This window comes from Gemmatimonas sp. (assembly GCF_041689975.1).
Lineage (GTDB): Bacteria > Gemmatimonadota > Gemmatimonadetes > Gemmatimonadales > Gemmatimonadaceae > Gemmatimonas.
The window spans coordinates 1-13,042 of record NZ_JBDNFF010000115.1 but is presented as its reverse complement, the minus strand read 5'-3'; the positions used below and the strand labels follow the sequence as shown (position 1 = coordinate 13,042).

The window sequence follows — 13,042 nt, the reverse complement described above, 5'->3', positions numbered from 1 at the left end:
GCAGCTGGCGATTCGTGCGGCCGCCGCAGCGAGTGAGACGTCCTCGTTGTTGGAGGAGACGGTCATTACGGCCTCGAACTCCGTCAAGATGGGTACACAAGTGGGGCAGCATCTCGGCGCCGTGACAACCGATATGGATCGAGTCAGCTCGGTAGTCAGCGATATCGCCACCGAGTGCATCGCGCAGCGCGATCAGATTGTCGAAGTCAGTCGCGCGGTGGAGCAGGTGAGTGAGCTCACCCAGCGCGCCGCCGCCAACGCGGAGGAGTCAGCCAGTGCGGCTGAGGAACTGAACGCACAGGCGTCGACCATGCGTGAACTGGTGCAGGGGTTCGTGGTGAAGGGCACGCGGAATCAGAAGCGAAAGCTCGCTCGGCGCAAGCTTTACGAGCAGCCGGCGGACGAGATTGTTGAGCAGCGTGCGTTCGATCCCCTCGTTGGGAAGTGGGCGGCCACAGGAGCAGGTCGATGAAGAATGGCGGGGGGCGCTGGCGCTCGCGATCGAAAGTCTGGTTGGTCGCCGCGATACTGCTGGCGCCCCTCACCGCGCCGGCGCAAGCCTGGCAGTCGGCTTCGCAGGACGCGATGTGGGTGGGCACGTTCGTAGACCAACCGATCACCGCAAAAACATCGCTCTGGTTTGACAACTCGTGGCGCAGCATGGACTTCGGCGCGCGTCCTCAACAGGTGCTGCTGCGACCTGGTGTGCAGTACACGCTGGCGCCAGGCGTGCGTGTCGCGGCGGGCTATGCCTACATTGCCACCGCGCCGTACGGCGCACTGCCCAGCCCGAACCCGCTGCGTGAGCAGCGCACGTGGCAACAGCTCACGCTCACGCACAAGGGTGGCCCGGTGACCTTCAGCCACCGCTATCGCCTCGAGCAGCGGTGGATCCGGCCGCTGCTGCCCACGGTAGCGTCCGTGACCGCGGAAGAAGATCGCGAGCTTGGCCCGACGACCTACCAGAACCGCCTTCGCTATCAGGGCCGCGCGCAGATCAATCTGCCTGGGCTTGCCTGGGACAAGCGGCCCCTGATCGCCTTGGCGTGGAACGAGCTGCTGATGCCGCTGGGTGGTGCCACTCAACTGGTCACTTTGGGGCAAAACCGCGCGACGGTGGGCGTGGGGCTACCCGTCACGCCGCGACAGCGGGTCGAGATCGGTTACATGAACCTCTACAATGCCTTCCCCGCACGGCGCGCCAATGAGATCAATCACACCTTGTGGCTGTCGTGGCACTACACCGGGGTCGCACCAAGTAAATAGTCGCTGCATCGGAAACTACAGCAACTCGGTAGTCTCCCGACGTTTTTCAGAGGAGAACGCCTGGAATGGGCTCGAAATCAGCGTCTGAATAACCAGGTGGTGGCGTAAGTAGTTGATGGAGCGGGACTTGCTCGAACAGGGCCACACTCGGGTCTGTCGCATTTCGTGCATGCTCTGCCGGTCAAGCGGGAGACCTTGCTTCGCGATCCAGAGGTGCGTTTTCTTCGCGGGCCTTCGCGGGCCTTCGCGATCTTCGCGGACTTCGCGCGCACGGCGGTGCTGGCGGCTGCCACGGAGCGATCGGAGAGCCAGCTGGTTCGCGCGAAGCTCGCGGAGCACGCGAAGAAACGCGAAGAACAGCAGAATGATGGAAATGGGAATCGTGCCAACGGACGGTGCGCGGCGAACCACCACCACCTCGTTGTTCTCGTCGAAATCAGACCGAACGACTCCGTTCCCCAAGCAAAACAACCACGTACACCGCTGTCATCCCAAAACGTTGGGGCGCTACTGATGCCATACACCTCCGCCATCGATGTCAGCGACGCTCCCGACATGGCACGGTTGCTGCGAGTCCAACGGGCATCAGCGATGTAAACGCGAGGGCTTCGTCTAATGAGTGGCTCTATCGGGGCAGCGATACTCACACCCTCAGCGGTACGCTATCATGGCGGTCAACCCCAGCACTCGCGGGCACAGTCGGTTTCGACGCTTCGCCGAACACACCGCAGCGATACTCGGCAAGACCCCCGCATTTCTCTCCGCGCTCGCCTCGGTGGTGCTGTGGGCATGTGCCGGCCCGTTCTACCACTATTCGCAGAGCTGGCAGATCATGATCAATACCAGCACCACAATCATCACATTTCTGATGGTGTTCCTGTTGCAGAGTACTCAGATGCGCGATTCGACGGCGATTCACTTGAAGTTGGACGAACTGCTTCGTTCTGTAAGTGATGCTCGAAACAATCTGGTATCCCTAGAAAAGCTCCCGGATGACCAATTGCAGAGTCTGCACGACGAGTTCACAAAAATTGCGGATGCAGCAGATAGGGGCGGGTCAAGCAGGAAGCCGGTTGGGAAACAGGCATGAGCACAACGTCGAATCAGCTTGAGAATCTGGCCAACGCTTCGGAGTGGATGCTTCTCGCGCTCGAGCAGGCCGAGCGGGCGCTGTCGACCGGCGAAGCGCCGATCGGTTGCGTGCTGCTCCGTGCCGATGGATCGCTGCTCTCTGCGGGCTTCAATACCATGGTGGCAACGGGCAATCTCGTCGCGCACGCTGAGATCAATGCGTTTGCGTCAGCGGCCGGCAGAACGGCCGAAGGTGAAGCGCTGATCATGGTCTCGAGCCTCGAACCGTGCGTCATGTGCACCGGCGCGGCCATGCAAGCTGGCGTAGTCACAATTGTATACGCCCTGAAAGCGCCCGCCGACTCGGGCACGTCACGCGTCAAGCCGCCCGAGAGTCCTGACTCGACGTTGCCGAAGGTCATCGGTAACGTGAAGGCCGACGCCAGCCGGAAACTCTTCACCGACTGGATTGAGCGCCACGCGGGCGATGACTCCCGTAAAGCGCAAAGACGCTTCATAGATCAGTTGCTCACGTTGACGGCGACCGTGCCAATTGCACCGAGGGTCGCAGTGACGGATCTCCCCTACGCAACGCGGCTTGCCAACCCGTGAGTATGTTCCTCCAATGGCTACTGCTTCTCTGTCCGGACTGATGGTCTCCCCCGTGCCTCGTCCGATACGCATGTTGAGCTCGACGGCCGCTCCTTTATCGTGTACCGTGCGATTCGCGGTCGCCCACGGGGATCGGGAGCAGGCGCCGAATGATGGACGCGCGGGCAGGGTGCAAAGTTGGCATGCGATCATGCCGCGCCGCTCGTCTCGCTACATCCCATGGGTCGCCGGAACTCCAGGTGGACCGCTGCGTTCACCCCTGCTCGCAGTCGCGGTCGGCGAAGTCGCGTGTGGCGGTACGTGCATGGAGGCATCGCTGCCACGTGCGTGAGCCCATTACCGCTGGATGGCGAGAGCGGCTCCATGCGCGCCTCGTGGGACAGCCAACGCCTCTGCTGGTGTTGCCGGACCACATCTGGACGGCGGCCTCGCTGTGGGCAGGCTCACGTCAATGGGTTCGCGCGCTGCGCGAGGCTGGCCTCGAGCGCGGCGACCGTGTGGTGTGCGCTCTGCCAGCCGGAGCGGCGTTCGTCCAACTGCTCATCGCGTCGTTGTGGGACGGCTATACCCTGGCACCGGTCGCGCCACGCGATGTTGACGAAGATGGGGCGGAAGCGCTCCTCGCGATGCTGGATGCGCGGTTGCTGGTGCTCGATTCTCGCGACGTACAAGGGGTGCGTCCGCGGCACTGCTTCGTGCCCGGTGACGCGGGATGGCCGGACCGGTCCTTGCCGCCGTTACGAGTCGCCACTCACGGTGTGACGCCTGATGTATGCATGTTGCTGCGGACCTCGGGTACCAGCGGTGCGCCGACATGGATTGCGCTCTCCGACGCGAACGTGCTCGCCGTGCTCGACAGCCACGCGCCGTTCGTCGCACCGACCGACGGCTGCGTGTTGAGCGTGCTGCCATGGTATCATGCCTTCGGACTCGTGCTCGGGCTTCTCATGGCGCTGCTCCACGCGCGCGAGATTGTGCGCGATCCCGATGGCGGCCGGGATCTCCAGCTGCTGCTTGACCTCGCCAACTCCCATCCGATAACCTCGATGGACTTGGTACCGGGGCTCGCCACGCGACTCTTCGCGGAGGCGCGAGGTGCCGTGCTGCTTCGCCGGTTGAACGGCGGGGTTGTCGGTGGTGCACCAGTCTCCGCCCTGCTCGCCACGCAGCTGCAATCGACTCGCTTGCGTGTCGGGTACGGACAGACCGAAGCGGCTCCCGGCATCGCGCTGGGCGAGCCCGGAACGTGGTCCGCGCGCGTGCTCGGACGTGCGATCGGGTGTGATGTGCGCGTTGACGCGGATGGCGTGTTGGCCTTTCGCGGACCGAACGCGTGCCTCGGACGCTGGACGCGTGACGGTCTGGAGCGACGCGACAGCGAGGCATGGCTACGCACCGGCGACCTCGTTGAAACGATGGACGACGGTGACTACCGCTTTATCGGTCGCGCGACGGACTCGTTCAAGCTCTCGAACGGGCGAATGGTGCAGGCGTCGCACTACGAAAACGCGATCCGCCTGCGCTGGCCGTCGGTCCGTGAGGTGATGCTGCGTTCAAACGGGGAAGACGGGATCGAGATGCTGATCACAAGCGACGCCAACGCACCGAGCGACGCCGACGTCCGCACCGTGCTTGGGGCGCTCGGAGAACGACTCGGCGTCGTGACGCGGATCGGTACCGACGCGTGGCAACGGACGGCGAAGGGCGAGGTTGATCGCCGTCGGCCCGTTAAAACACCAATTCCAGTTCGTCCGCGTCCGTAGGCGTCGACTCAGCCTCCGTCCAGCGTTCACTTCCCCACTCGACCGTTTCGAGTCGCGCCGCTAGGCGCTCGATGTCGGGCGACAACGGCCGGTCGTTGACGAGCGGGGCGGCCGTCTCACGAATCCAACTCACCAGCGCGCGGCTGGCGGGCGCGAAGCCTGCCAACTCCTGACCGCCACGCAGTTCGGCCGCCTGGGCGAGCGCCAACGCGTGGATGCTGAGCACGAGATACACGAGGTCCAGCACGTCCGCCGTCTTGCGCGCGGCGATGGTGCCCATCGTCACGACGTCCTGATTGTTGGCGTTGGTGGGCACCGACTGGATCGACGCCGGCACGGCGCGGGTGCGGAGTTCCGCGATGAGAGAACTGGCGGTTACCTGTGCGCCCATGAATCCGGAGTTCACGCCATCCGGACCGCCATGAAGAAATGACGGCAGCCCCTGATTCTGTGCGCGATCGGTGATGCGTGCGATGCAACGCTCGGCATGAATGGCGAGCTTCGCGACACCCAGCAGCAGCGTATCCGAAGCGAAGGCGACGTGCTGTCCATAGAAATTGCCGCCGTGCAGGATTGCCTCGTCGTCCGCGAAGACGAGCGGATTGTCGGTGGCACTCTGCAATTCTGTCGCGACGATATTGTCGTGGAATGTGAGCACGTCCAGCACGGCGCCGACCAGCTGCGGCACGCAGCGGATCGTGTATGGATCCTGCGGCAGCTCGCCTTCGGGTAGCCAGCCATCGCGGGCCTCTGACTCGTCGAGACGCTCGGGGGGCTGCACGTTGGCACGCAGGCGTGCGCTCCCGGCACTCCATCGCGCGAGTGCGGCGTGCGCGGTCACCTGCCCGGCGTGGGGGCGTGCCACCGCGAAGCGAGGATCCCAGGCTTCGAGACGTCCGCCGAGGCACTCGGCAAACAGCACCGACAAGCGAAGCGCGAGGTCGGCGGCACGTTGGGCGCGCTCGGCATTGATGGCGGCGATACCCGTCATGCACGAGGTGCCATTGACGAGGGCGATCCCTTCCTTGTGGCCCAGCGTGATCGGCCGGATGCCGGCCGCATGCAGCGCCTGCGCCGCCGGCATGCGTTCACCGCGATACCACATCTCGCCCTCACCGAGCATCGCCAGCGCAACGTGGGCCAGTGGCGTGAGATCACCGCTGGCGCCCACCGTCCCCATCTCCGGCACCACGGGCACCACGTCGCGATCGAGGCAGTCCAGCAGCGTGCGGAACAGCGTTTCACTCACGCCGGAATAGCCACGGGCAAGACTTGCCGCTCGCGCGACCATCATGGCGCGCGTGTGTAGACGCGACAACGGCTTGCCGACGCCGGTGCAGAGGTGGTACACGAGGTTCCGCTGCAGCTCACCGGCGTGTTCGGGCGAGATGGGATGCGAGGCCAGTGGGCCGTATCCCGTGGTCACGCCATAAATGCGCCGACGCTCCTCGACCATCCGCGCCAATGCCGTGTGCGACGCGTGCATACGCGCACGCGCTTCATCCCCGACGGTCGCTGCGCGATGCCCGTGCGCCACCTCGAAGACATCGCGCGTGGTCACGGTCGCGCCGACATCGACCGTCGCAGCAGTGTTTACATTCATCGTCAGGTCACCTTCAACGGTTGTCCGAGCGAGCGCATTGTGCGCCCCGAAAGTCGGTTAAAATCCACGACCGCGACGATGTTGCCGTCGGTCTGCAGAAAGCCACGAAGCGGACTCTCCGTCTGCATGCCGTGCACGGACCCCACGGCGCCGATCCATTCCAAGCTGGTGCTGATGGCCGTGCTCATTTTGTCACGCGCAGGAATCGAATCCGTGTGCTTCCCGATCTGATGCTGGGCAAGGCGCAGTGCTTCCACGACATCGCGGCCGCTGAAGAGTCGGCGGCGATCTTATCGACGACGGACGCCGACTCGGCATCGAGGTGGAATTTCAACTCCTCGAGGACGTAGGAGAGTGTCGCCCCACGCGCCATCAGCACGGACTCGGCGGTGCCACGGAGAATCGTCTGGTATTGGATCTGCAAGTTGTAGCGCATCCACTCGAACTGGAGTTCGAGCCATATCCACGGTAGCATCGCACGGGCTTCGGTCGTGTCATCGTCCACGCACACGTCGCGAAGCGAGTCGGCGATGCCGTGCAGGCTTATGCTCACAGACTCCTCCAGCGCGCCCGCGTCGGCTTCAGCAACCGAGCCAAGCTCGCTGAGCATCTGGCGAATGCGCGCACGGACGTCCGTGCTGTCCATCAGGTCCAGCAACTCGAACAGGCGATCGGTCATGACGGGGTCACGCAGCCGTGGGAAGCGATTGCAACGCCGAGCTAGCGCGATTGACGGTGCCGGTGAGCTTGCCCTCGCTCCACGCGAGATCCACATCGAACGGCTCGTGACGCCGCGCGGCATGGTCGGCTCGTTCTGCGAAAAAGATGGCTTCGGCGAGCGGATGACGTCCTCGCGACGCTGCTACACGGTGGTGCGTGCCGATGGCGGTGGCGGCACGGTCACCCATGCCCCATTGAAGGGCGCCGAGGGAGCCCAGTGGCTCATGCAGCACTTGGAGCAGTTGATGCACGAAGTCGGGCGTGAGGGTTACCGCGCGTCGGCGCTTCGCGCGCAGGACGGAGAGGCGATCGAAGACCACGAGTTTCCCGACGTCGTGGAGCAAGGCGACGGTGAACGCCTCATCGGCGTCGGCCGCAAACGCCGGGGCCGCCGCGCGCGCAATTGGTGCACTGCGTATCATGTGCGCCCACGTCTCGTTGGCGAGGCGGGTGAACTCGCCGCCCGGATGACTGAGCAATCCGTCGACGCAGTTGGCGAGCACGACGCCGCGGGCACCCGCCACACCGATGCGATCCAGTACGGCGTCCTGTCCGACGACGGCCGCGCGCCCTCCGCCTATCGCAACGCTGTTGGCGGTCCGCAGTAATCCCTGCATCAGTGCGGGATCGCGTTCCAGGCGGCGCGACAGTTCGCGGCGCGAGAGCGTGGTGTCGTCGCAGATGGCGAGCGCCTCACGGGCCGCGGCCGGCATTTGACGGATGACCGCATCGGGTCCTTCGGCAAGCGGCTGCAAGAGTGCGATCGCATCAGGGCTGGTCGATTCGGTGGCGTGAGTACTCTGCAACTCGTACGCGGCCGCCAGTCGCTCCGCCCAGGCATCGTTTGGCGCGTACGTCAGCGAAAGCTCCGCAAGTTCGACGATGGTCCTCGGCCCTGCGGTCGGCGTCAGGCTCGTGACTTCGGCCGAAACAGTAATCGACGGTGCCCCGATCGCGGCGGGCTGTTCCACCAACGAACGCCACGGCAACCGCGAGGTCACTTCGCGAAAGAGGCGTCTCAGAAACGTCGTGAGCACGTTAGGCGGCCACGTGAAGATTACCACTTTCCACGTCGGTTCTTACGCAGTCGAGCAGTTCGACCGCCGCGTCGCCGAGCTTGTTGAAATGCTCCCGGGCCAGCGACGTCTCCTCGAGGCACAGGAGGGAATACGATGCCGTAGAGGTGCGCGCAAGGACGATTGGCGCGCACGTGCCCGTGCGAATGGTGTCGTAGTTCGCGCACTTGTTGTGCCGCTGCCTGGCGAAGCGCAACCCCGACCACGAAGCGGCGAGACTACGGTGCCGGTCTGGTTCGTCGTTGATGTACCGCAGTGACAAGTCCAGCGCCAGGATCTGCGCCGGCTGGCTCGCAGCGTCCGTCACGAGGCGGTCCCTCTCCTCCGCGCTCAGGTCGACCGTCTCTGCGATGTTGCGGCTGGTCGGGATGATGATCGACGGGTCGGCGACCTCTTTCAGTTGTTTGGCGAGCAAGCGCATGGGGTGTCCGGGAGCCAACAAATGAGAAAGCGAGCACGCAAGGGCGTCCAACGTGTACGCTGCCCGAGGAGTTCCTGCAGCGGAATGCCTAAGTTGCGCCCAATTCGACGAGGACCCATTTGGTCGCGGACGGTGCGTGGCGATACAGACGGATGGGCACGGTGGTCGGCTTCATCTTGCAAGTGAACGTGTAATTGAACTCAGAGTCGTCCGTAGCCTCCGCGACGCCATCCTCGGACTTGCCGAACATGGGCCGATTGTTGGCGCAGGGGGCGAGTTGTGTGAAGTAGTTGCGGCCTTCGGCCGCACTCATGGCCACTCCCGCCATCTCGGACTCCCACCGGTTGTGAAGCTTGATCACGCCGTTGTCGTCGACCTGGACTATACCAAAGGGCTGATGATCAGCATGGCTACGGGCAACCGACGGAATTTGTAAAATGAACTACGAAGGAACAAACGACACGAAAACCTCTGCAACTGACGCGGGTGTTCGGTCACGAATAGCGGCGGCGCTCAAGCGAATGACGAATCGACACCGGCGTTGACAAGCTCGGGTGCGTGGCGCTCGGCGGAGCGGTCTGCATCCACAGTCGCGACAAGCTGCTCGCGGTTTTCATAGAATTCAGCGAGTTGTGCCGACAAGCTGTCCACGCTGACCCGGAGGTCGGCAATGGTACGCGCGCTCAGCCGCTGCTTGTCTTCAGAGCCCGTGGTGAGGGTCTCGTCCGGCGCGTTGGCGGGCACGCTCCACGTTTCCTTCTCTTCGATAGGGCAGCCAACTGCGATTCGAGGCTGGCCAGCATCTCCCGAAGCTCCCCGAGCGATTCCGGCGCGCTCGCAGAGAGCGCATGGCGAAATTCCAAAGCCAAGCGGCACCTCTGCATGCACGTAAACGCATGCTCGCCGACGGTTCTCGACGAGAAGCGGGTGGAGAGAACGCCGCTACGCGCTCCACTCACAGGCGATTATCGGCCCCGCGCGTCGGAACTTTAGCGGCGAGCGATCGGCGCGTCCGCCAGTCGAACGGTTTCTTCGACGGTGCGGGCACGCGCTTTCCGAGGCGTCGCGGTGGCGCCGCCGAAGGCGAGATTTACGTGACGGTCATCGAGCTCGACGACCGTTGCCGAGCGACCTTGCGTCGGCCGAAGTCGATACGGCTTCACAACGGGACGTTGCGCGTGTCTATCGAAGCAATCGAACAGCGCCGTACGTGGGTAACCGCGCCAGTCTGGTGCACGCGCAACACCCAACGACGGAGTGCCGTCAAGGGCTACTTCGAGGTGCCGCCAATGGCTCCTAGCGTGTGCCGCTGAAGATCATTGTAATGCGCGGGAACGGGCTACTGACGTCTCTCGGCTTTAGCCGCCCACCCTTATCAAGCGCCTAAACGTGCCGTCATACTTGGCCCGCATCGTCGATGCCGAGCTCGACGATCTACTGCAGGATGCCGCTGCCATCGCGCTCGACGGCCCAAAAGGCGTGGGGAAGACGGCAACCGCCGCTCGCCGTGCGAGTACGGTTATCGTGCTCGACGATCCGTTGCAGCGCGACCTTACGTTGGCCGACCTCGATGCCGTATTGCGCCGGTCGCCGCCGGTCCTACTCGACGAATGGCAACGACTACCCCAGACGTGGGACGCCGTACGGCGCGCCGTCGATCGCGACGATCGGCCCGCGCAGTTCCTCCTCACCGGATCCGCGTCTCCCGAGGGTCCCGCAACGCCTCGTCAAGCCGGACGCATTCTCCGCGTCCGCATGTACCCGATGTTGCTCGCGGAGCGCGGTCGCAACCGGCGACCTAGCCGACAAGCCTGCCAAACGATCGACGCAGGTTGATCGCGATATTCTCACCCGACTGTGGGTGCTCGATCCGCTCCCCGCGTGGCTTCCCTCGGCCAACCTCATTGCGGAACTGACGCAGGCCCCGAAGCACCATCTCGCCGACCCCCCTCGCGAGAACGAGGACCTTGCTCGGTGCGCTCTTCGGATCGGTGGTGACGCAAAGCGTTCGCGTGTATGCGCAGGCCGCAGAGGCGACCGTTCACCACTTTCGCACGGAACGCGGTCGTCAGGAAGTGGATGTGATTGCCCAAGGTTTGGACCATCGCATCGTCGCCATCGTGGTCAGCACGGGACCCTTCGCTTACCGCCGGGCCGAGGGCATTGGTGTGGTGCCCGCCGCTCTGCTCGGTCCGTAAGCCATCAGATTTCCCCCTACGGCTTCACCACCGGCCGTTGCGCGTGCTTATCGAAGAAATCGAACATCGCCGCGAAGTGGGGTTCCACCACATTCGAATGATCGCCGCCGGGCACTTCGACATACTGCACCACGGCACCCACGCCTTTCAGCGCGGCGACCATCAAGCGTGAGCCACCCACCGGCACCGTCGGATCGGCATCGCCGTGAACGACGAACTGTGGAATGCCGCCGATGGTCCTGGCCGTTGACGCGACGCCGAAGCCGGAGAAAAGGCCGAGGGCCGTCCATTGGTCCGGTGTCTTGGCCGCGATCGCCCACGTGCCGATCGCGCCCATTGAGTGGCCCATCAGGTATATGCGGCGATCGTCCACTTTGTAACGCAATCGCACCGACTGCAGCACCTGCATCACATCCTGTTCGCTCAACGTACGCGCGCGGGCTGCCGCCGGGTCCCCGCTCGGTCCGCCCAGTGACACGCCGTAGCCGCCATCGACACGATAGCCGAGCGGTGCCGCCACGATGTAGCCGCGCTCCTCGGCCAGCGCTGGCAGCCGCTTGCCGTACTGGTCGAAGAAGCTGTCCTCGGTGGCGCCAAGGCCGTGCAGAGCGATGATGAGCGGCAACGGCTTCGACGGCATGTAACCCTTGGGCACGTACACGCGATACGGCATCACTTCGCCTGCGGCCTCGAGCAGGTAATGCTGTTTGAGATCGCCGGTCCGTCCCGACCACGGGTCTTTTCGCGCATTGACCGCGACCAGTAACGATTCGGCGGCAGCGAAATCGCGCGCGGGATTGAAGGTGCCCAGCGCAATGCGATTGAGGTTCACGTTACGCAGGCGATCGACCGGGAAGATCAGGTCGGAGCGCACGGGCTCGGGAGCCTTGGCGGCAGCGGCTTCGAGCCGCGCGATCGACGCGTCCAGTCCGGTGCGCACGACGATGCCGAGGGAGGTGGTGCCGAGGGTCCGGGCGTTGTCGAGAAGTTCAACGGACACTACGTAGGAGCCGTCGGCAACATCGTGCAGGTCGGCCTCGAGCATGAACGGCGTATCGCGCAGGTCGCGTGGTACGCCGTCGAAGGTGCCAAGCTGCTTCACGACGGTCATAGGCGTATTGGGCAGGCCGCCGGCCGCGCGCTGGCGGAGTGTTGCCCGCGCCACGAGCGGGCGATCGAGCTGGATCGACGGCGCGTAGATCTGCTCCACCCGCATCGACCAGGGCCGTGCCGGGTCGGCGACTTGCCGATCGGTGCGCGAGACCAGCGAGCTCGCGAACTCCGCCTCCGGCGTCCAGGGTCGGCGGGCCAACACCGTGGCGGCGTGCGCGTACAGCCGCCGAATCTCCGAGGTGCGCCCGAGTTTGGCGGCGGCGCCGATCTGCACGTCGATTGAGTCTACCACTGCTTTCAAATCGCCGGTGGGGCGAGTGGTGTTCTTGAGCGTCGAATGACGAACGTTCAGCGACAGGATGCCGACGGGCGCCTGCGCACCGGCGCGCGGGGCTGTGGTCGCCGCCAACAGGGCGACGGCGACGAGGATGCGGAGGTTTGGGATCATGCCTAGAAACTGCACACGCGGGCGTGGTGCTGACACCCTCCACCCTCTACTCTTGCCGTTACCGCACCGGCGGCGTCGTGGTCTGAGCGCCCGCACCCGCCGCTTCCGCCTTCTTTTGCTCGGCCGTCGGCGGCTTGTCTTCCCGAGGCCAGTACGTCAAGCGATAGCCATCTCCGCCAACCGCCCTCGTAATCGAGGCCCGAGCGCCACCCTTCAACGTGAACGGAAAGCCATTCAGCATAGCCTGCGGCACGACGCCACCGATCTGATAGAAGTCGGCCGTCATGATGACGGGATCGACCATCTCGATGATCGGGCCGCCGATGCTCTGACCAAAACGTCTCACCGTGACCGGCTGATTGTTGAAGGCAAACGGACCAACGAAGCGAGACGGCATGAGCTGCTGATTGTCGAAGCCAACCGCACCGATGACCCGCGCCAGCGGCGTGATGGTGCTGGGCGCGCTGACCACGGCGTCGAACGGTACGCCCGCCGCGTAAATCGTCTTCGCCAGAATCTCCACCATCTGCTGGTCGTTGCCCGCCAGTGTGTCCATCAACAGGTCCTGGCCCCAGCGCGCACCGGCCTTGAAAGCCGCCAGCTCAGGCTTCACGCTCGACGCGAATGCCACGATCAGCGGCGACTCGCCGTAGCTCAACAGATGCAACGCTTCGTCGCCAAGCAGGAGACGAGGCGTCACCGACTTTCCGGCCTTGATCCGACCGGCAGCACTCGGTCGGGCCGGCGAAAG

General features: G+C 64.4%; 15 protein-coding genes and 1 pseudogene. 7 read left to right on the top strand and 9 right to left on the bottom strand.

The features are described from left to right. The 5 genes and pseudogenes from ACESNG_RS08000 to ACESNG_RS07980 form a co-directional block, all read left to right on the top strand. Positions 1–472, top strand: a pseudogene (locus ACESNG_RS08000) (hypothetical protein); the annotation flags it as partial. Further along, positions 469–1,266: a DUF2490 domain-containing protein gene (locus ACESNG_RS07995; protein WP_373068481.1), complete on the top strand. Its 798-nt coding sequence runs from the start codon at positions 469–471 to the stop codon at positions 1,264–1,266. The pseudogene ACESNG_RS08000 and the gene ACESNG_RS07995, both read left to right, overlap by 4 nt. A 667-nt stretch (positions 1,267–1,933) precedes the next feature. Beyond that, positions 1,934–2,356 (top strand): low affinity iron permease family protein, encoded by a 423-nt coding sequence (locus tag ACESNG_RS07990; protein ID WP_373061229.1) that lies wholly within the window; start codon positions 1,934–1,936, stop codon positions 2,354–2,356. Further along, entirely contained in the window at positions 2,353–2,949 is a 597-nt protein-coding gene (locus ACESNG_RS07985) for a nucleoside deaminase (protein ID WP_373061231.1), read from the top strand. Before ACESNG_RS07990 ends, ACESNG_RS07985 begins: the two co-directional genes overlap by 4 nt. A 374-nt stretch (positions 2,950–3,323) precedes the next feature. Then, positions 3,324–4,712, top strand: coding sequence for a class I adenylate-forming enzyme family protein (locus tag ACESNG_RS07980; RefSeq protein ID WP_373068479.1), 1,389 nt, complete (start codon positions 3,324–3,326; stop codon positions 4,710–4,712). Here ACESNG_RS07980 and hutH read toward each other — a convergent pair. The 7 genes from hutH to ACESNG_RS07945 all read right to left on the bottom strand — a co-directional run bounded on the left by hutH (position 4,678) and on the right by ACESNG_RS07945 (position 9,276). Further along, positions 4,678–6,315 carry a histidine ammonia-lyase gene (gene hutH, locus ACESNG_RS07975; protein WP_373068477.1) on the bottom strand — a complete coding sequence of 546 codons (1,638 nt, stop codon included), beginning with the start codon at positions 6,313–6,315 and terminating at the stop codon, positions 4,678–4,680. The genes ACESNG_RS07980 and hutH overlap by 35 nt on opposite strands. Positions 6,316–6,317: 2 nt before the next feature. Beyond that, the gene (locus ACESNG_RS07970; protein ID WP_373061237.1) at positions 6,318–6,503 is read right to left on the bottom strand and encodes a hypothetical protein; all 186 of its coding nucleotides are present in this window, start codon (positions 6,501–6,503) and stop codon (positions 6,318–6,320) included. Beyond that, positions 6,500–6,994, bottom strand: coding sequence for a hypothetical protein (locus ACESNG_RS07965; protein WP_373061239.1), 495 nt, complete (start codon positions 6,992–6,994; stop codon positions 6,500–6,502). The genes ACESNG_RS07970 and ACESNG_RS07965 overlap by 4 nt, the downstream gene beginning before the upstream one ends. A 7-nt stretch (positions 6,995–7,001) precedes the next feature. Further along, positions 7,002–8,072: an HDOD domain-containing protein gene (locus ACESNG_RS07960; protein ID WP_373068475.1), complete on the bottom strand. Its 1,071-nt coding sequence runs from the start codon at positions 8,070–8,072 to the stop codon at positions 7,002–7,004. A 1-nt stretch (position 8,073) separates the two neighbouring features. Next, the gene (locus ACESNG_RS07955; protein WP_373061243.1) at positions 8,074–8,532 is read right to left on the bottom strand and encodes a hypothetical protein; all 459 of its coding nucleotides are present in this window, start codon (positions 8,530–8,532) and stop codon (positions 8,074–8,076) included. 88 nt (positions 8,533–8,620) lie between these two features. Next, on the bottom strand, positions 8,621–8,893 hold the full coding sequence (locus ACESNG_RS07950; RefSeq protein ID WP_373061245.1) for a hypothetical protein: 273 nt from the start codon (positions 8,891–8,893) through the stop codon (positions 8,621–8,623). Positions 8,894–9,045: 152 nt separating this feature from the next. After that, positions 9,046–9,276, bottom strand: coding sequence for a hypothetical protein (locus ACESNG_RS07945; protein WP_373061247.1), 231 nt, complete (start codon positions 9,274–9,276; stop codon positions 9,046–9,048). 645 nt (positions 9,277–9,921) lie between these two features. Here ACESNG_RS07945 and ACESNG_RS24650 point away from each other — a divergent pair. Continuing rightward, entirely contained in the window at positions 9,922–10,368 is a 447-nt protein-coding gene (locus tag ACESNG_RS24650) for an AAA family ATPase (RefSeq protein ID WP_407944706.1), read from the top strand. 131 nt (positions 10,369–10,499) lie between these two features. Next, on the top strand, positions 10,500–10,730 hold the full coding sequence (locus ACESNG_RS24645; RefSeq protein ID WP_407944705.1) for a hypothetical protein: 231 nt from the start codon (positions 10,500–10,502) through the stop codon (positions 10,728–10,730). A gap of 16 nt (positions 10,731–10,746) precedes the next feature. Here the strand turns inward: ACESNG_RS24645 and ACESNG_RS07935 are convergent, their stop codons facing one another. Both ACESNG_RS07935 and ACESNG_RS07930 read right to left on the bottom strand, forming a co-directional pair. Then, positions 10,747–12,291, bottom strand: a complete 1,545-nt coding sequence (locus ACESNG_RS07935; RefSeq protein WP_373068473.1) for an alpha/beta hydrolase-fold protein — start codon at positions 12,289–12,291, stop codon at positions 10,747–10,749. A gap of 58 nt (positions 12,292–12,349) precedes the next feature. Beyond that, positions 12,350–13,042 (bottom strand): hypothetical protein (locus ACESNG_RS07930; protein ID WP_373068471.1); only part of this gene is annotated, 693 nt, incomplete at its 5' end.